Genomic DNA, 19586 nt, shown 5'->3' with positions numbered 1-19586 from the left:
ATTTAGAAATTCTCTGGACTTTCAAGACGCTTAACTTCTTGTAATTTATCTGGATGATGAAGTTTCGCGACACCATCATCAGTTTTCTGATCGACAATACTGTCTGGCTTATACACGCTAATAATTTCATTACCATGCTCGTCTTCTTCCACAACATATTGAAAACCTTTCTTATTCATTTTGTGGCACATACGCTGATACCAACCTTTGAATCCTGTTTTCTCTTCATTCGGATTGTAATAAAAAGCATTCATTACCGCAGGTAAACCTAAACCACAAACCAAACCTGACAACAACACAGAAATAAATGTGTAGCCAATTAAAATACTACTATATTCACTTAATTGTGGAATATTGGCGACCGCTAAAATTAACGCAAGCGAAATACCACCACGCACCCCACCCCAAGATAAAATAACCAAACTACCGTTATAACTTTTATGTTTTAAACTTGGAAATAATGCAAATGATAAAAAATTCGCTGCAAAACGTGAAGCATGAAGAATAATAAAGGCAACAATACCACCTAAAATTAAACTTACACTTAAATCTAGAATGAAAAGTTCTAAGCCAATTAAGGTAAATAAGAACGAATTAATAATGCCTTCAACTGTATGCCAAAAATGGTTTACTTCACGAATTTCTCTATCTTGTAGAATCTCTTTCCATTTATTACCAACAATAAAAACCACCAATAACACATGCAATTGGTGCAGATGCATGTGCAAACAAAGCGACTAAATATGAACCACAAGCCAGTAACGCAGTTGTTAAAATTAAAGACTCCATTTCATGCTTACCACGGAGTAAGCGTAAAATTCCTAAACCAAATGCCCAACCAATAATCACAGCAACTACAATTTCATAAAGCAGTGTTTCAAGTACACCTACAATTGTGAAATTCTCACCCTGTAATACATTCAATAAAGTCATAAACAATGCAATACACATTGCATCGTTAAACAAAGACTCACCTTCTAACTTCACCATAAGATGGTGCGGCGCACGAACAGAGCTTAAAACACCTTTAATTCCAATTGGGTCTGTTGCACCTAAAGCTGCACCAAGCAGTAAAAGCACCAATAAATTGACATGGTTACCCACTAAAATTTGATAACCATAAAGTAAAACGCCAACAAATACGGCACATAAAACTAAGGCAATACTGGCAAGAATACTAATAGGTTTCCAATAACTTCTTAAATCTGAAACCTTAAATTTCAAGGCAGATGACGTCAAAATAAAGCAGATTACGCCATTAATTAAAAAGTCATAAAAATCGATATGTCGAACAGCATTTTCAATGTTATGAATATTAATCGTGATAAATTCATTACCACTTAATAAACTTGCACCCCATTGTAAAATAAAGACAAAAATTGCAGATACTAAGGGAACGCCTATCGCTTGAGGAAAACCTAAAACACGTTTATTAAAGATTGTCGTTGCGATTGAAAGTGCAAAAATAACCGTAAAAATCTGGAGAAAAAAATAATTACCCATCAGTATTCCATATATTGCAACAGTACGTGCCCTTAATATTTCTATATTAAATAGAAAGTCTTTCAGGATTTATTATTTTAATAGTGTAATATTTTTTTCTAATTGCTTTTTCATTTGTTAAAGTTTTTTAACATAAATTTTTACATTTAGAATTTTTTATATCCTTTAAACAAAAAAGGGAGCGAGCTCCCTTTTATACATTTCTTTTAATCAAATCTTTAAGCTTTAAATATTTTGATTAAATGTATCGCAATCATTCATGTTTCCGCTTTTTAAACCCGTTTGAAACCACTTCATACGCTGTGCACTTGTACCATGCGTAAAGCTATCTGGAACAACTTGTCCTGTTGCACTTTTCTGTAAATAATCATCGCCAATTTTATGTGCAGCATCCATAGCTTCTTCAATATCGCCCTGTTCTAAAAATTGAGTACGCTGCTGATTATGATGCGCCCAAATACCAGACAAACAATCTGCTTGCAATTCTTGTCGCACAGAAAGCTCATTTCCCTGAACTTTTGTCGCTTGAGAACGTGCTTTATGCACTTGCTCTGAAATACCTAATAAAGTTTGAATATGATGCCCTACTTCATGTGCAACCACATAAGCCTGTGCAAAATCACCTGCTTGATCTTTACGTGATAATTCAGTTTGGTTTTGCTCACCCGTAATACCCATTTGCGACTTCATATCTTTAAAGAAAGAAGTATCTATATAAACTTTTCGATCACTTGGGCAATAAAATGGTCCCATTGCTGACTGAGCTGTACCACATCCAGATTTTACAACACCATTAAACATCACAAGTTTTGGTGGCTGATATTCTGCATTAAGCTGATCACGAAACACTTGAGTCCAAGTATCTTCCGTATCTGCCAAAACAGTGCCAACAAACGCCATTGCTTCTTGCTGATCTGGCGTTGGATTACTTAATCCGCTTGTTTCGGCTGGTTGAACTTGCGCTGTAACTTGTTTAGTCGCCTGATATGCTTGTTGAGGATCTACACCAAAAAACTTCCACGCAACAAAGGCTACAACTAAGCCAAGAATACTTATTCCACCTGCTTTACCTGCACCGCCACCACGACGATCTTCAATATTATTACTTACCCGACGACCTTTCCAACGCATAGTCTTATCCTTTTTTTATATGCTTTATTTTAGCGTTCTCTATTTCATTATGCTTGTTTTGCTTTTGAAAAAACTTTTTGTCCTAATGTAATAATCACTAATACAATTAATCCTGCAACAAAACCAGTGACTAAATTAATCATAGTTGGTGTAAGAGCCCCCACAATATTTCCAACATTTGGAATAAGCTCCATATAATCTACGGCATCTTCAGTCCAATGGTGAAATAGTGGAATTGCATGATTAATAATTCCTCCACCCACTAAGAACATTGCAATCGTACCTACAATAGTCAGTGTTTTCATCAGCTTTGGTGCAAAAGCGAGTAAAGCTCTACCCATACTTTGCTTTAGTAATGATGCTTGCTCTACCAAATACAAACCTAAATCATCAATTTTGACAATCATTGCGACCAAACCATAAACGCCTACTGTCATTCCTATTGCAATAACAGCCAATACACTCAATTTAGTCATAAAAGTGGCAGCAGCTACCGTGCCCAATGAAATCACCACAATTTCCGCAGATAAAATAAAGTCAGTTCGAATTGCACCTTTAATTTTATCTTTTTCATACGCTGTTATATCAACATCTTCCAAAGACTTATTTTCAAGATGATTCTTTGAACCTGATTTCTTCTTATGTAAAGAGTGTAAAACTTTTTCCACACCTTCATAGCACAAAAATAACCCACCAATCATAAGTAACGGATTAATAAGCCAAGGTGCAAATACGCTAATTAATAATGCAAGTGGAACTAAAATCAGCTTATTTACAAATGAACCTTTTGCAACAGCCCAAACTACAGGAAGCTCTCGGTCTGCTTTTACTCCACTCACCTGCTGTGCATTTAAAGCTAAGTCATCGCCCAAAACACCTGCGGTTTTTTTCGCCGCCATTTTGCTCATAACAGCAACATCGTCAAGTACAGTGGCAATATCATCTAATAGTAATAGTAAACTGCTCGCCATTTTTTCTTATCCTATGCGTTTTCTATATTCTATATTTAATGACTACGTTAAAAAAAGAAAAATCTATTTATATAAACAAAGAAACTAAATAAAAGTTCCACCTTAAGTCATGTTCCAATTTAAAAATAAGTTCTAGTGATATTCATTAATATGTAAAAAATCTCCCTATTTTTCCACTTCACTATTTAATCTTGCTGACAATAAAAAATAAATTACCGTACAATAACTGCATTCTTTGTATATTTAAGTAGCGCTGGCTACTGTTATGGAATTCATAATGAGTAATCAAGATAATCGTCCAGTGATTTTGACTGGCGACCGCCCTACTGGCCAACTTCACTTAGGTCACTTTGTAGGTTCTTTACGTTCACGCGTAGGTTTACAAGATTCGCATCATCAACATCTTTTATTGGCTGATGCTCAAGCATTTACAGATAATGCAGATAACTTTGAAAAAGTTCGTCGCAATATTATTGAAGTAGCAACAGACTATTTGGCTGTAGGCATTGACCCGACTAAAACAACAATTTGTGTTCAATCAAGCTTACCTGCTTTAAATGAACTCACTATGCTGTATTTGAATTTTGTGACTGTATCTCGTTTAGAACGAAATCCAACCATTAAATCTGAAATTCAAATGCGTGGCTTCGAGCGTGATATTCCAGCAGGCTTCTTATGCTATCCAGTTGCTCAAGCGGCTGACATCACAGCATTTAAAGCAACCGTTGTTCCTGTTGGTGAAGACCAAATTCCAATGATTGAGCAAACCAATGAAATTGTTCGTCGTTTAAACCGTCAAATTGGTCATGACTTACTTCCAGAATGCCAAGCATTACTTTCAAATGTAGGTCGTTTACCCGGCTTTGATGGTAAAGCAAAAATGTCTAAATCTTTAGGCAACACCATTGTGCTAGATGCTTCTGATAAAGACATTAAGAAAGCGGTTAATGCAATGTACACAGATCCAAATCACTTACGTGTTGAAGATCCAGGTCAAGTAGAAGGTAATGTTGTATTTACTTACTTAGATGCTTTCGATCCAAACAAAGAAGAAGTTGAAGAACTTAAAGCACATTATCGTCGTGGTGGTTTAGGCGATGGTACTGTGAAAAAACGTTTGGAAGGTGTGCTTAAAGAATTAATTACACCAATTCGTGAACGTCGTATGGAACTTGCGAAAGATCCTGATTACATCATGGATATTTTAAAATCTGGTACAGACAAATGCCGTGACATTACACAACAAACTCTAGATGAAGTTAAATCTGGTTTAGGTGTTTTCCACTTTTAATATCTAAGCAATTTTTGAACAAAAAAGCTCATATTTGAGCTTTTTTGCTTTTTATACATAAAGCGTGATGTAGTCACCCAAAATAACATTAATTACAAGGCTTAACACCAGCCACACAATAGAGTAAAAGACCTAATCTATTTTCTACATTATTATTCTCTTATCGAAATTAATCATACATTTAATTTCAATAGTTACCCCCGAACCTGTGAAAACAGATTCGATTTTCTGCGCAATGTGTACCCCAACCATTGCGTATTTTTTTGTCTAAAATTTAGTGAATATCCATCAATATAATTATTTATGCATTAATAGCAGAAAAATGATTGTAAAAAAGCCCTCAATTGAGGGCTTTTTTACAGTTTAAATTAAACTAAACCTTTATCTTTCAGCACTTGATACATTGTAGAACCAAGCTCTGCTGGACTACGTGTATAAGCCATACCTGCTTTTTCAAATGCTGCAAATTTTTCTTCAGCAGTACCTTTACCACCAGAAATAATTGCACCTGCATGTCCCATACGTTTGCCTTTCGGTGCTGTTACACCTGCAATATAACCAACAACAGGTTTGGTCACATTGGACTTAATGTATTCAGCAGCTTCTTCTTCAGCAGAACCACCAATTTCACCAATCATAATAATGGCTTCAGTTTGTGGATCTTCTTGGAATAATTTCAAGCAATCAATTTGGTTCATACCTGGAATTGGATCACCACCAATACCAATACACGTAGATTGACCTAAACCAAGCTTCGTCGTTTGAGCAACAGCTTCATACGTCAAAGTACCTGAACGTGAAATAATGCCAATTTTACCAGGTTGATGAATATGACCCGGCATAATGCCAATCTTACATTCGCCTGGAGTAATAATACCCGGACAGTTTGGACCAATTAAACGCGTGTTATTGCCATAAGTTTCTATATAGCGTTTTGCTTTTAACATATCAATTGTTGGCACGCCTTCGGTGATTACAACAATTAATTCCACGCCTGAATCTACAGCTTCAATAATTGAATCTAAAACAAATGGAGCAGGTACATAAATTACTGTTGCATCGGCAGATGTTTCACGTACAGCATCTTTCATTGTGTTGAAAACAGGAAGGTCCAAATGAACAGAACCACCTTTTCCTGGTGTTACACCACCTACTACTTTTGTGCCATAGTCTAAAGCTTGAGCTGAATGGAAAGTACCATTTTTACCAGTAAAACCTTGTACCAATACTTTTGTGTCTTTATTAATTAATACGCTCATGATTGATACTCCTTAAGCTTTTACTGCAGCAACGATTTTTTCTGCAGCATCGGCTAGGCCATTTGCAGAAATTAGTTTTAATCTTGATTCATCAAGTATTTTTGCACCAAGTTCAGCATTGTTACCTTCAAGGCGAACAACAACTGGAACAGATACATTTACTTCTTGAACCGCTGCAATAATTGCCTCAGCAATCATGTCACAACGCACAATACCACCAAAGATGTTAATTAAAACACCTTGAACAGAGCTATCTGCAAGAATAATTTTGAATGCTTCAATTACACGATCTTTCGTTGCACCACCACCAACATCTAGGAAGTTTGCAGGTTGACCACCATATAATTTAATGATGTCCATGGTTGCCATAGCAAGACCAGCACCATTCACCATACAACCAATATTACCCTCTAGGGCAACATAGTTAAGCTCGAATTCAGATGCTTTAAGTTCACGTTCATTTTCTTGCGATGTATCACGTAAAGCTAAAACTTCAGGTAAACGATAAAGTGCATTTGAATCGATACCTACTTTGGCATCTACACATAAAATATCGCCATTTTCACGAACAGAAAGCGGGTTAATTTCAAACAATGCAAAATCATTTTCAATAAATGCTTGATAAGCTGCTGTCATAATTTTTACAAATTGATTAATTTGCTTATCTTTTAAATTTAATGCAAAAGCCACTTCACGTGCTTGGAATGGCAACAATCCAACTAAAGGATCTACTTCTACTTTAATAATTTTTTCTGGTGTTTCTTCTGCAACTTTCTCAATTTCAACACCACCCTCGGTTGATGCCATGAAAGTCACACGACGGCTTGAACGATCAACTACAGCACCAAGATATAATTCACGCTCAACAGGATATACATCTTCTGCAACAAGTACGCTATTTACAGGTTGACCATCTGCATCTGTTTGATAAGTAACAAGCCGTGTACCAATAATACTGTAAGCATAATCACGAGCTTCCTGTGCAGATTTAACAACCTTAACACCACCTGCTTTACCACGTCCGCCTGCATGTACTTGAGCTTTCATTACAGCAAATTTACCACCGAGCTTCTCAAATGCTTGAACAGCTTCTTCTGCATTCGTTGCAATAATGCCTTCTTGAACAGGCATTCCATATTTTTTTAATAGAGCCTTTGCTTGATACTCATGTAGATTCATTTAATTATTTACCTTCTACTACTTTTCACGTTTTTATGGTCACTAATACTTATACTGCTATGCAGTAAGCATTAGCATTTATCAAAATTTATTTTTATATTTTTAGATGATTGTTCAAGTTAAAACAACCACCAAATGTAAAGAGAGCGGCCGAAGCCGCTCTTTTTATTTATTTACGTTTACGCTGAATCGCGTGAATGGCACGACCATCAACCGCTAAAGCAGCTTCATGAACTACTTCAGAGAATGTCGGGTGACCAAACGTCATCAATTGAAGATCTTCAACAGATGAAACAAATTCAAGTGCGATCATACCTTGGTGAACGATATCAGACGCAGCAGGTCCAATTACGTGCATACCAAGTAAACGATCAGTTTTTGCATCAGCAACAAACTTAACGAAACCAGCACCTTCACCAGCAGCTAAAGCGCGACCATTTACAGCAAAACCGAATTGACCAGTTTTAACTTCATGACCTTTTTCTTTCGCTTGCTCTTCTGTTAAGCCTACCCACGCCGCTTCAGGGTGTGTGTAAATTACAGAAATAATTGTGTCGTAGTTAACTTGAGCAGCATGTCCGTGAATACGTTCAACAGCCATTACGCCTTCTTCCATTGCTTTATGAGCAAGCATTGGACCACGTACTAAGTCACCAATTGCATATACACCTTCAACAGAAGTAGCACACCAATCGTTCACTTCAACTAAACCACGTTCAGTTAATTTAATACCACAATCATCCGCCAATAAACCTTCAGCATAAGCACGACGGCCTACACATACAATTAACTTGTCGAATACTTGAGTTTTGTCTTCACCACCTTGCGTGTACTTAACAGTTACTTCAGAACCGTTAACTTCTGTACCAGCAACTTTAGCGCCAACACGAATATCCAAACCTTGCTTAGTTAAAAGCTTTTGGTAGTCTTTTGCCAAAGCTTTATCAGCCATTGGTAAGAATGCATCCATTGCTTCAAATACAACAACTTCTGCACCAAGACGACGCCAAACTGAACCAAGTTCAAGACCAATAACACCAGCACCAATAACACCTAAACGCTTAGGCACTTCTTGGAATTCTAACGCACCAGTAGAATCAACAATAATGTCTTGATCTACAGGAGCTACTGGAATATTCACAGGTACAGAACCAGTCGCAAGAATTACGTATTTAGGCTCTAAAATTTGAGTTTCACCTTCGTGAGATACAAACTCAACTTTTTTACCAGCAAGTAATTTACCAGTACCTTTTAACCACTCAATACCGTTACCTTTTAATAACTGATCGATACCGCCAGTTAATTGGTCAACGATTTTGTCTTTACGCGCTAAAAGTTTAGCAAGATCGAACTTAACTTCACCAGTCGTAATACCATGATCATCTAAATGATGAACTGTATCTTCATAACGATGAGAAGAGTCAAGTAAAGCTTTAGAAGGGATACAACCTACGTTTAAGCAAGTACCACCTAAAGAAGGTTTACCTTTATGAATACGCTTTTCGATACACGCAACTTTAAAACCAAGTTGAGCTGCACGAATTGCTGCTTCGTAGCCACCTGGGCCACCACCGATTACAACTAAATCGAATTGAGACATTTGTATCTCCAAGAACGAGTTCAAAGGATCGCCCTGAACTCGTTTTGATTATTCTTAAGAACTATAAATTATAGATCAAGGATAAGACGTGCTGGCTCTTCTAACAATTCTTTGATTGCTACAAGGAAACCTACAGCTTCTTTACCATCGATTAAACGGTGGTCATAAGAAAGTGCCAAGTACATCATTGGCAAGATTTCTACTTGACCATTTACTGCCATAGGACGATCTTGGATTTTATGCATACCCAAAATAGCAGTTTGTGGTGTGTTCAAAATTGGAGTAGATAATAATGAACCGAAAGTACCACCATTAGTAATAGTGAAAGTACCGCCAGTCATATCTTCAATACCCAATTTACCATCACGTGCTTTCGCAGCGTAAGCACGGATACCGTTTTCAACTTCAGCATAGTTCATGCGATCTGTATCACGTAATACAGGAACTACTAAACCACGCTCAGAAGAAACAGCTACACCGATGTCATAGAAACCGTGGTAAACAATATCTTCGCCATCAATTGAAGCATTTACAGCTGGGTAGCGTTTAAGTGCTTCAGTTGCAGCTTTAACAAAGAATGACATGAAGCCAAGACGTGCACCGTGACGCTTTTCAAAAGCATCTTTATATTGAGCACGCATTTCCATGATTGGTTTCATGTTAACTTCGTTAAAAGTCGTTAACATTGCAGTTTCTTGAGTTGCAGCAAGAAGACGTTCAGCAACACGCTTACGAAGACGAGTCATAGGAACACGTTTTTCGATACGCTCACCAACAGCAACACTTAAAGGTGCAGCAGCAGGTTTAGTTTGATGATTTGCAACATCTTCTTTAGTGATGCGACCACCACGACCAGAACCAGCAACATCAGAAGCAGCAATACCAGATTCTGTTAATGCTTTACGAACTGCAGGAGCTTGATCTGTAACAGCTTGAGCACGCTCAACAACAGGTGCAGCACCTGCTTGAGTTTGAGATGCAGCAACTTCTACTTTCTCTTCAGATTGAACTGCTTGAGTTTGAGCAGCGCCAGAAACAGCACCTTCTTCAAACTGAGCAATCACTTCATTTGAAAGAACAGTATCGCCTTCGCCTTTGATGATAGATGCAATTGTGCCATCAGCAGGAGCTACAACCTCTAAAACAACTTTATCTGTTTCAATATCACAGATTACTTCGTCACGTGATACTGCTTCACCTGGTTGTTTGTGCCAAGTTGCGATAGTTCCATCCGCAACTGATTCTGGGAATACAGGTGCTTTAATTTCGGTTGCCATGATTTTAGAATCTCCTGATTATTCTACGATCGCTAAAGCATCATTTACGAGCTGAGCTTGTTGTTTTGCATGTAAATATGGTGAACCACACGCTGGTGCAGCAGATGCTTCACGGCCCGCATAGCTAATACGTACTTGTTTACCAGCATTCATTACGTCGTCATATAAACGAGGAGCAATGAACAACCAAGCACCTTGGTTTTTAGGCTCTTCTTGAGCCCAAACAAGTTCTTTCACATTTGGATATTGTGCTAGAACTTCAGCAAGACGTGCTTCTGGGTATGGATATAACTGTTCAATACGAACGATAGCTGTATTGTTCAATTCTTTTTCACGACGTTTTTCAACTAAGTCGTAGTAAACCTTACCACCACAAAGTACTAGACGAGTTACGTCTGCTTTGTTGATGTTGTCGATTTCATCAATCACAGTTTGGAATGAACCATTTGCTAGCTCTTCTAAAGTAGAAGTTGCTAACTTGTGACGAAGTAATGACTTAGGTGAAGTCACGATCAACGGTTTACGAATTGGACGAAGTGCTTGACGACGTAAAGCATGATAAATCTGTGCTGGTGTAGTCGGTGTAATCACTTGCATGTTGTCTTCTGCACAAAGCTGTAAGAAACGCTCTAAACGTGCTGAAGAATGCTCAGGACCCTGACCTTCAAAACCATGTGGAAGAAGCATTGTTAAACCACATGCGCGTTCCCACTTCGTTTCACCAGATGAAATGAATTGGTCAATAACCATTTGTGCACAGTTAGCGAAGTCACCAAACTGAGCTTCCCAAATGATCAAGCTCTTAGGAAGAGTTGTTGCATAACCATATTCAAATGCAAGTACAGCCATTTCTGACAATAATGAGTCATAAATAGCAGTACGTGGCTGGTTTTCTTTTAAGTTGCAAAGTGGGATGTAAGTAGAACCATCTACTTGGTTATGCAATTTTGCATGACGGTGTGAGAACGTACCACGACCAACATCTTCACCTGTTAAACGAAGCAAGAAACCTTCATCTAAAATAGATGCATAAGCTAAAGTTTCAGCAGCACCCCAGTTTAGAGGCATTTCGCCTGTTTGCATTTTCAAACGATCATCAATCACTTTTGATACTTGGCGTTGCATTACGAAGCCTTCTGGAAGCTCACGCATTTTTGTACCAAGCTCTTTTAAGCGCTCGATCGGGAAAGTTGTATCCCAAACGTCTGTATAGTCATGACCTACATATGGAGACCAATCTACAAACATTTTTGTATTTGGTTCTAATACCAATGCATTCGCAACATGACGACCTGCTTCAAGATCAGCACGATAATCTTCGATCATTTGATCAGCAGTTTCACGGTCTAATACTTTCTCTTGTACTAATTGATCAGCATACAAAGTACGAGTCGTCGTTTTTTTGTTGATCACTTGATACATCATTGGCTGAGTTGCAGCTGGCTCATCCGCTTCGTTATGACCACGACGACGGTAACAGAACATATCAATCACAACATCTTTACGGAATGTGTGACGGAAATCGTGTGCCAATTGAGTTACAAAAATCACAGCTTCAGGATCATCACCATTTACATGGAAGATCGGCGCTTGGATCATTTTTGCAATATCAGTACAGTATTCTGTAGAACGTGCGTCACGTGGATCTGAAGTTGTGAAGCCCACTTGGTTGTTTACAACAATGTGAACTGTACCACCTACTGTGAAACCACGAGTTTGTGACATTTGGAACGTTTCTTGGTTTACGCCTTGACCAGCAAATGCAGCATCACCATGAACGATAATTGGAAGTACATCATCACCACCAATGTCTTTACGACGCACTTGACGAGCACGTACAGAACCTTCAACTACAGGTCCAACGATTTCTAAGTGTGATGGGTTAAACGCTAATGCTAAGTGAACTTCGCCACCTGGAGTCATTACGTTAGATGAGAAACCTTGATGGTACTTAACATCACCAGAACCTTTCTTGTGAAGAGATTTACCTTCGAACTCACCAAATAGGTCAGCTGGGTTTTTACCCATGATGTTAACAAGAAGGTTTAAACGACCACGGTGTGGCATACCAATAACAACTTCTTTACAACCTACAGCACCTGCACGTTGAATAAGTTCGTTTACCATTGGAATGAAAGACTCACCGCCTTCTACACCAAAGCGTTTAGCGCCAACATATTTATTACCTAAATATTTTTCTAAACCTTCAGCAGCAGTTAAGCGTTCTAAAACGTGCTTTTTCTGATCCGCATTAAGTCCGAATTGCCCACGTGCACTTTCAAGACGTTGTTGAATCCAACGCTTCTCTTTGGTGTCCACAATGTGCATATATTCAACACCAATTGATCCGCAATAGATTTTTTCCATTGCATCAACAATTTCACCCAGAGTAGCTTCTGTTTTGCCAATCTCTAAGTTACCTGTATTGAATACTGTATCTAAATCAGATTTAGTTAAACCATGAGCGCCTAATTCTAAGTCATAAGCATCTTCACGTTTAGCCAAACCTAATGGATCCAACTTCGCTTTTTGATGACCACGGTTACGGTACGCAGCAATAAGTTGTAACACGCCAATTTGACGCTGACCATGTTCAGAACTCACTGTACTTTGCACAACAGACTGAATACGATTTGAGTTACGACCTAATAATAGAAATTGCTCGCGCACATTACTATGTGGTTGATCACCTTTTGGAAATTTATCGAAGTATTTACGCCAATCTTCTCCAACTGAATCTGGAGCCGTTAAATACTGCTCATAAATTTCTTCAATATACGCTGCACTATCAGCGGAAAGTTCAGTGTCTAGACGCGAAGCGTCAACAACTTCTTGCATTTTTGGACCCATTTCCTATTGCAAAAATATTTACAGGTTGCTTTTGACAGCAAAACCCATGATTTGTAATGTCAAATTGGCGACACTACATTACTCCCCTTTAGGCGTAACCTTTGAGGCGTTATCACTACATTAGATAACTCTAATGTAAACAATGAATCATAACGCCCTCAGCGGCATCATCACTCACATATACTCGGCGATACCGAGCAATTTTCTGCAAACTGACTTAGAAAAAATAACTTTTTAAGTTTGTTTTTCTAAAGCAATTATATTTATTAACGATTAATCACCCCTATTTTGATTAAATTTCACACATAAAATATGCATTTTTTTCAAATATAGTGATGCGAGTTATTTTAACACGAACTTTCGACTTGAATTGATTTTTTTGACATATACCTTTCATAAATTGGCTAAATACAATACATATAATCCACCCTAATATATGGGGTTTTACATTTTGCAAATCAAGCTCTAAATTATTAAATTTTGATAATAAATTTTATTCGTATTTCTCAATAAAAATCGCCCTCAAACCCCTTCATATTAACATTTCAAATTTTAACTTTCAGTACAACTGTAAATTTCACTTTAATTTATAACTAAATAGATCACCTACTACCTTCCTTTAATTAGGAGTAAATTACTATAAGATCACCAAAACTTTTGTATCATTTTATTACTTATATATTAAAAAAAAAGCACACCCGAAAGTGTGCTTTTTTTTAGCGCCAAAATTAGCCAGCTTGATCAAACATCATGCTACGGATATGACCAATAGCTTTTGTAGGATTCAAACCTTTAGGACAAACAGATACGCAGTTCATAATACCTTTACAACGGAATAGAGAGAATGGGTCGTCAAGACGAGCCAAACGCTCTTGTGTACCTGTATCACGCGAATCAATAATGAAACGGTATGCATTTAACAATGCAGATGGACCTAAGAATTTATCAGGGTTCCACCAGAATGATGGGCATGAAGTTGAACAACATGCACATAAAATACATTCATACAAACCATCTAAGTGTTCACGCTCTTCTGGAGATTGTAAACGCTCTTTAGGTGGCGCAGGTTGATTATTGATTAGGAATGGATGAATTTTGTTGTACTGTTCGTAGAACTGATTCATATCCACAACTAAATCTTTAACCACTGGCAAACCAGGTAAAGGACGAACTGTAATCACTTCTGGTAAATCGTTTAGGTTCCAAAGACACGCTAAACCATTTTTACCATTAATGTTCACACCATCAGAACCACAAATACCTTCACGGCACGAGCGACGGAATGTTAATGTTTCGTCTTGTACTTTTAGCGCAAGAAGAGCATCAAGCAACATACGATGCTTATCAGTCAACTCAAGCTTAAAAGTTTGCATGTACGGTGCTGCATCCTTATCAGGATCGTAGCGGTAGATATTAAATGTACGAGTACCTCTACTCATCTCAACTCTCCTAATTAGAATGTACGTGGTTTAGGTGGAATAGCCTGAACCGACAATGGACGGTAACGAACTGGCTTATACTCAAGACGGTTATCGCTAGAGAACCATAAAGTATGCTTCATCCATTCATCATCACGACGGCCGTACGGATAATCTGCATGATCAGGTGGTAATTCGAAATCTACCACTGTATGCGCACCACGACACTCCTTACGAGCAGCAGCAGAAATCAAGGTCGCTTTAGCAACTTCATAAATATTTTCAACTTCTAGAGCTTCAATACGTGCAGTGTTGAATACTTTAGACTTATCTTTCAAATGAATGTTACGTACGCGTGGCTCGATTGCAAGAATCTCTTTTACGCCTTTTTCAAGCAACTCAGTTGTACGGAATACACCTGCGTGGTCTTGAACAATATCACGAATTGCATCAGCAACGTCTTGAGCATTTTCACCTGAAGTCGATTCATCCAATGCACGAATACGTGCAACAGTTTGCTCAAGTACAGTTGTAGGAAGTGGCTCGTACTCATCACCGTGATGCTTAGTCACATAATCGATAATGTGTTGACCAGCAGCTTTACCAAATACAACTAAGTCAAGAAGTGAGTTGGTACCTAGGCGGTTTGCACCATGTACAGATACACATGAACATTCACCGATTGCATAGAAACCTTTCACTGGTTTAGTGAAGTCACGGCCTTCTGCATTAGTAGAATAAACGTCATTTTCTTTATCGTAATGCGCTTTAAATGGAGTTGTCTCAACACTTTCAGGCACAACCACTTGACCGTGAATATTCGTAGGAATACCACCCATTTGATAATGGATTGTTGGTACAACTGGAATCGGCTCTTTAGTGATATCAACGTTCGCGAACTTCTTACCAATCTCAAATACAGATGGAAGACGCTTCATGATTGTTTCAGCACCCAAGTGCGTCATATCAAGCAAGATGTAGTCTTTCTTAGGACCACAACCACGACCTTCTTTAATTTCTTGGTCCATAGAACGTGATACAAAGTCACGTGGAGCCAAGTCTTTAAGTGTCGGAGCATAACGTTCCATGAACGGCTCGCCTGAATCGTTACGAAGGATTGCACCTTCACCACGACAACCTTCAGTTAACAATACGCCTGCGCCCGCAACACCCGTTGGGTGGAATTGCCAGAACTCCATATCTTGCAATGGAATACCTGCACGAGCTGCCATACCAAGACCGTCACCAGTGTTGATATAAGCATTTGTAGATGCACGGTAAACACGACCAGCACCGCCAGTAGCAAATAAAGTCGCTTTTGCTTGGAATACTGCAATTTTACCAGTTTCTTGGTCAATTGCTGTTACACCAAGTACATCGCCTGCTTCGTTACGGATTAAATCTAATGCAATCCATTCAACGAAGAATTGAGTACCCATTTTCACGTTGCTTTGATAAAGCGTATGAAGAAGTGCGTGACCTGTACGGTCAGCAGCAGCACAAGCACGTGGAACTGCTTTTTCACCGTAGTTTGCAGAGTGACCACCAAACGGACGTTGGTAGATTGTACCGTCTGCGTTACGGTCAAATGGCATACCTAGGTGTTCAAGTTCATAAACAACTTGAGGTGCTTCACGAGTCATGAACTCGATTGCGTCTTGGTCACCTAACCAGTCAGAACCTTTTACTGTATCGTAAAAGTGGTAGTGCCAATTATCTTCTTGCATGTTACCAAGAGATGCACCAATACCACCTTGAGCAGCTACAGTGTGTGAACGTGTTGGGAATACTTTAGTAAGTACCGCAACTTTCAAACCAGCTTGAGCAAGTTGGTAAGAAGCACGCATACCTGAACCACCACCACCAACGATGACTGCATCGAAAGTTTCGTGTGGAATATTTGTGTAATCTTCTTTAGGGTTTATAGCGCCCATGATTGTTTCCTATCAATTCGCCCAAAAAATCTGGATTGCCCAGATTGCGTATGCCAATACAGCAATAATTACTGCTGAAGTTAGTACAATACGCAAACCATTTGCAGAAGGACCCATTTGACGAGTCGTCACGTAATCCGTGAAAACCTGCCACATACCGATCCATGCATGTGCAACAAGAGATAAGACTGACAATAAAGATAAAATCTTCATTGGTGTTGTCATCATAAAACCGTACCACTGTTCAAAGTTGAATCCGCCATTACACAGAATCCAACCTAATACCACTACGGTATAAACAGCTAATACAACAGCACTTACGCGTTGGATAAACCAATCACGAGAACCTGAACCCGTAAAACCTGTAGCACTTTTCATTAGAGTACGATCCATACAAATGCTGCAACAATACCAATTGCAGACAAGATTAATGAAATAGTAGCTGCAACACGACCACTTTGCAGTTCTTCTGCAATGCCTTGATCAGCAAGTAAATGCTTGATACCAGCAATAAAGTGGAAAATTAAGCCAGCTACAAATACCCATACGATGAAACGCACAATAAAACTATCGAAGACAGCTTGAACTTGTGCAAAACCTTCTGGAGAAGACAAAGATTTGTCTAAGATCCATAAAAGTACCGGAACGAGTAAAAATACGATGACACCTGAAAGACGGTGTAAAATTGATGCAATAGCCACAGGGGATTTTAAGTTTACTTCTAAAACTTGACCCATGGACAAATTGACAGGTCTGTTGCTTTTCACAGCGGGCATCCTGTAAGTAAAAACTCCATCCGGAGTTTGTTGGAATTAGTTCGAAGGAAAGCTGGCATAGATAGGCAAGCTTTTGCCTAAATTAAAAACGACACTGAATTATAAAACGTCAAGTTTCAAATTACAAACGGCTCTCAAGCCCATTTCAAGCAAATATCTATAAATAAGAATCATTAACAAAATCTCAAATAGTATAAAATTCACCTATTTGAATATCAAAAAGCACCCAAAGCCTGCATTTACCTAGGTTTACAGCTAAATAAACGGCTTTTTCAGTATTTTTATTACATACCTAACCTAACCATAACTACGACTAAAGATGAATGTAATTGGAATGAGATTGGTTTTTCCCATAAGGTACAGCAAAATTTTTATCAACCCATTATTTTTAAATTAAATATTGCAAAGCTATTGATCAAAATTATCAAATATCCTGAATATTAATAACAACTTAATTATTCAAATTAAACCTAGCACCTATTTCCTCGGTATTTTAGGTGTCAAATGACTCATATTTTTGATTATTTTTTAATCCGAGTTCATTTTTCAATCAACCCAACCATCTATTTTTTAACCAATCAGTACATTAAAAAAGGATGCTTATATCATTTTATTTATAGTGATCTATCTAATGTTTTAGATTAAAAATTTAATGTAAGTTACGAAAATTATAATCTTTTACGCGATTTAGCCATTTACTTATATACAAAGCCACATGAATTAAACCCGTATAATTCCTTACAATTAAATTAAATCAGCTTATTTTTTTCTGCATTTCTCTTTAGATTTGACATATTATATTGCCCCGATACTGTGATTCTATTATGTTTTTTATTAAGTTGGCTTTTTGACGAAACAATGATTTGTCAGCCTCTTTTTAGCCCTAAGTATAATTGACAAATTTTCAGTAGCTACTAATCTTGTAGCAATTTTCGATCCGTTTGATTCATGTATTAAAAGATGAACTTTTAGAATCAGACTAACATTCACCAGGACAGGAGATCTATTGAATGTCTGAAGCAACTGGCAAAAAAGCTGTTTTACAACTTGATGGCAAAGAAATTGAACTACCAATTTACAGCGGTACATTGGGCCCAGATGTAATCGACGTTAAAGATGTATTGGCCGCAGGTCACTTTACTTTTGATCCTGGTTTTATGGCTACTGCTTCTTGTGAGTCTAAAATCACATTTATCGATGGTAACAAAGGTATTCTTTTACACCGTGGTTACCCAATCGACCAGTTAGCTACTAAAGCTGATTACTTAGAAACTTGCTATTTATTATTAAATGGCGAGCTTCCAACTGCTGCACAAAAAGAAGAATTTGACGCTAAAGTTCGTAACCACACTATGGTTCACGATCAAGTTAGCCGCTTCTACAACGGTTTCCGTCGTGATGCTCACCCAATGGCTATAATGGTTGGTGTTGTTGGTGCGCTTTCTGCGTTCTATCACAACAACTTAGACATCGAAGATGTTAACCACCGTGAAATCACAGCAATTCGTTTAATTGCTAAGATTCCTACATTGGCAGCTTGGAGCTACAAGTACACTGTTGGTCAACCATTCGTTTACCCACGTAATGACTTAAGCTACGCTGAAAACTTCTTGTACATGATGTTTGCTACTCCAGCAGATCGTGATTACAAAGTTAACCCTATTCTTGCTAAAGCAATGGATCGTATTTTCACGCTTCATGCTGACCACGAACAAAACGCATCTACGTCAACAGTACGTTTAGCTGGTTCTACTGGTGCAAACCCATATGCATGTATCGCTGCTGGTATCTCTGCGCTTTGGGGGCCTGCTCATGGTGGCGCGAACGAAGCTGTTCTTAAGATGCTTGATGAAATCGGCTCTGTAGAAAATGTTGCTGGCTTCATGGAAAAAGTGAAAACTAAAGAAGTTAAACTTATGGGCTTCGGTCACCGAGTTTACAAAAACTTCGATCCACGTGCGAAAGTAATGAAAGAGACTTGCGACGAAGTGTTAAGCGCACTTGGTATCAACGATCCACAATTAGCTTTAGCTATGGAACTTGAACGTATCGCTCTTTCTGACGAATACTTCATCAAACGTAACCTATACCCTAACGTAGACTTCTACTCAGGTATCATCCTTAAAGCGATTGGTATCCCAACAGAAATGTTTACTGTAATTTTCGCTCTTGCACGTACTGTTGGTTGGATTAGCCACTGGTTAGAAATGCACAGCGGTCCTTACAAAATCGGTCGTCCTCGTCAGCTTTACACTGGCGAAGTTCAACGCGATATCGTTCGTTAATTCGAACTCCGTTGAAAAAACCACCCTTTTGGGTGGTTTTTTTATGCTTAAAATTAATTCATTCTTTTTATTAATACTATTTATTCCAAAGTCAAATAGATTCTTTAGATTG

General features: G+C 38.2%; 13 protein-coding genes and 1 pseudogene. 2 read left to right on the top strand and 12 right to left on the bottom strand.

The genetic code is table 11. The features are described 5' to 3' along the window. Nucleotides 1-2 precede the first annotated feature (2 nt). The 3 genes and pseudogenes from SKM54_RS05515 to SKM54_RS05505 form a co-directional block, all read right to left on the bottom strand. Nucleotides 3-1503: pseudogene (locus tag SKM54_RS05515) on the bottom strand (cation:proton antiporter). A 225-nt stretch (nt 1504-1728) separates the two neighbouring features. Further along, nucleotides 1729-2634 carry a KPN_02809 family neutral zinc metallopeptidase gene (gene ypfJ / locus SKM54_RS05510; RefSeq protein ID WP_321094619.1) on the bottom strand — a complete coding sequence of 302 codons (906 nt, stop codon included), beginning with the start codon at nt 2632-2634 and terminating at the stop codon, nt 1729-1731. A gap of 47 nt (nt 2635-2681) precedes the next feature. Further along, nucleotides 2682-3605 carry a DUF808 domain-containing protein gene (locus tag SKM54_RS05505; RefSeq protein WP_321094617.1) on the bottom strand — a complete coding sequence of 308 codons (924 nt, stop codon included), beginning with the start codon at nt 3603-3605 and terminating at the stop codon, nt 2682-2684. Between the two features lie 277 nt (nt 3606-3882). Between SKM54_RS05505 and trpS the strand changes: the two genes are divergently transcribed. Continuing rightward, nucleotides 3883-4896: a tryptophan--tRNA ligase gene (gene trpS / locus SKM54_RS05500; RefSeq protein WP_154773243.1), complete on the top strand. Its 1014-nt coding sequence runs from the start codon at nt 3883-3885 to the stop codon at nt 4894-4896. Nucleotides 4897-5264: 368 nt separating this feature from the next. On the opposite strand, the gene sucD is transcribed toward trpS, so the two are convergent. The 9 genes from sucD to sdhC all read right to left on the bottom strand — a co-directional run bounded on the left by sucD (nt 5265) and on the right by sdhC (nt 17189). Beyond that, the gene (gene sucD, locus SKM54_RS05495; protein ID WP_321088201.1) at nt 5265-6155 is read right to left on the bottom strand and encodes a succinate--CoA ligase subunit alpha; all 891 of its coding nucleotides are present in this window, start codon (nt 6153-6155) and stop codon (nt 5265-5267) included. Nucleotides 6156-6167: 12 nt separating this feature from the next. Continuing rightward, nucleotides 6168-7334, bottom strand: coding sequence for an ADP-forming succinate--CoA ligase subunit beta (gene sucC, locus SKM54_RS05490; RefSeq protein ID WP_154772327.1), 1167 nt, complete (start codon nt 7332-7334; stop codon nt 6168-6170). A gap of 169 nt (nt 7335-7503) precedes the next feature. After that, nucleotides 7504-8934: a dihydrolipoyl dehydrogenase gene (lpdA, locus tag SKM54_RS05485; protein WP_154772326.1), complete on the bottom strand. Its 1431-nt coding sequence runs from the start codon at nt 8932-8934 to the stop codon at nt 7504-7506. 68 nt (nt 8935-9002) lie between these two features. Beyond that, a complete protein-coding gene (gene odhB, locus SKM54_RS05480; RefSeq protein WP_154772325.1) occupies nt 9003-10211 on the bottom strand; it encodes a 2-oxoglutarate dehydrogenase complex dihydrolipoyllysine-residue succinyltransferase in 1209 nt (402 codons plus the stop codon). Nucleotides 10212-10229: 18 nt separating this feature from the next. Continuing rightward, the gene (locus SKM54_RS05475; protein ID WP_154772324.1) at nt 10230-13049 is read right to left on the bottom strand and encodes a 2-oxoglutarate dehydrogenase E1 component; all 2820 of its coding nucleotides are present in this window, start codon (nt 13047-13049) and stop codon (nt 10230-10232) included. Nucleotides 13050-13789: 740 nt separating this feature from the next. Then, the gene (locus tag SKM54_RS05470) at nt 13790-14500 is read right to left on the bottom strand and encodes a succinate dehydrogenase iron-sulfur subunit (RefSeq protein ID WP_154772323.1); all 711 of its coding nucleotides are present in this window, start codon (nt 14498-14500) and stop codon (nt 13790-13792) included. 14 nt (nt 14501-14514) lie between these two features. Further along, complete coding sequence (locus tag SKM54_RS05465) at nt 14515-16413, bottom strand: FAD-binding protein (protein ID WP_321088200.1); 1899 nt, start codon at nt 16411-16413, stop codon at nt 14515-14517. Between the two features lie 12 nt (nt 16414-16425). Continuing rightward, complete coding sequence (gene sdhD, locus SKM54_RS05460) at nt 16426-16791, bottom strand: succinate dehydrogenase, hydrophobic membrane anchor protein (RefSeq protein WP_154772337.1); 366 nt, start codon at nt 16789-16791, stop codon at nt 16426-16428. Continuing rightward, complete coding sequence (sdhC, locus tag SKM54_RS05455) at nt 16791-17189, bottom strand: succinate dehydrogenase, cytochrome b556 subunit (protein WP_154772321.1); 399 nt, start codon at nt 17187-17189, stop codon at nt 16791-16793. The genes sdhD and sdhC overlap by 1 nt, the downstream gene beginning before the upstream one ends. Nucleotides 17190-18199: 1010 nt before the next feature. Between sdhC and gltA the strand changes: the two genes are divergently transcribed. Then, nucleotides 18200-19474 carry a citrate synthase gene (gltA, locus tag SKM54_RS05450; protein ID WP_154772320.1) on the top strand — a complete coding sequence of 425 codons (1275 nt, stop codon included), beginning with the start codon at nt 18200-18202 and terminating at the stop codon, nt 19472-19474. The last annotated feature ends 112 nt before the right edge of the window (nt 19475-19586 follow it).

The sequence above is a fragment of the Acinetobacter faecalis genome, from assembly GCF_034187745.1.
Taxonomy (GTDB): domain Bacteria; phylum Pseudomonadota; class Gammaproteobacteria; order Pseudomonadales; family Moraxellaceae; genus Acinetobacter; species Acinetobacter faecalis.
The sequence above is the reverse complement of the archived record's forward strand: the minus strand, read 5'-3'. Positions and strand labels throughout refer to the sequence as shown.

Coding starts and splice junctions, on each gene's coding strand:
- ypfJ (WP_321094619.1), bottom strand. CDS start 2,634: ATGCGTTGGAAAGGTCGTCGGGTAAGTAATAATATTGAAGATCGTCGT.
- SKM54_RS05505 (WP_321094617.1), bottom strand. CDS start 3,605: ATGGCGAGCAGTTTACTATTACTATTAGATGATATTGCCACTGTACTT.
- trpS (WP_154773243.1), top strand. CDS start 3,883: ATGAGTAATCAAGATAATCGTCCAGTGATTTTGACTGGCGACCGCCCT.
- sucD (WP_321088201.1), bottom strand. CDS start 6,155: ATGAGCGTATTAATTAATAAAGACACAAAAGTATTGGTACAAGGTTTT.
- sucC (WP_154772327.1), bottom strand. CDS start 7,334: ATGAATCTACATGAGTATCAAGCAAAGGCTCTATTAAAAAAATATGGA.
- lpdA (WP_154772326.1), bottom strand. CDS start 8,934: ATGTCTCAATTCGATTTAGTTGTAATCGGTGGTGGCCCAGGTGGCTAC.
- odhB (WP_154772325.1), bottom strand. CDS start 10,211: ATGGCAACCGAAATTAAAGCACCTGTATTCCCAGAATCAGTTGCGGAT.
- SKM54_RS05475 (WP_154772324.1), bottom strand. CDS start 13,049: ATGCAAGAAGTTGTTGACGCTTCGCGTCTAGACACTGAACTTTCCGCT.
- SKM54_RS05470 (WP_154772323.1), bottom strand. CDS start 14,500: ATGAGTAGAGGTACTCGTACATTTAATATCTACCGCTACGATCCTGAT.
- SKM54_RS05465 (WP_321088200.1), bottom strand. CDS start 16,413: ATGGGCGCTATAAACCCTAAAGAAGATTACACAAATATTCCACACGAA.
- sdhD (WP_154772337.1), bottom strand. CDS start 16,791: ATGAAAAGTGCTACAGGTTTTACGGGTTCAGGTTCTCGTGATTGGTTT.
- sdhC (WP_154772321.1), bottom strand. CDS start 17,189: ATGCCCGCTGTGAAAAGCAACAGACCTGTCAATTTGTCCATGGGTCAA.
- gltA (WP_154772320.1), top strand. CDS start 18,200: ATGTCTGAAGCAACTGGCAAAAAAGCTGTTTTACAACTTGATGGCAAA.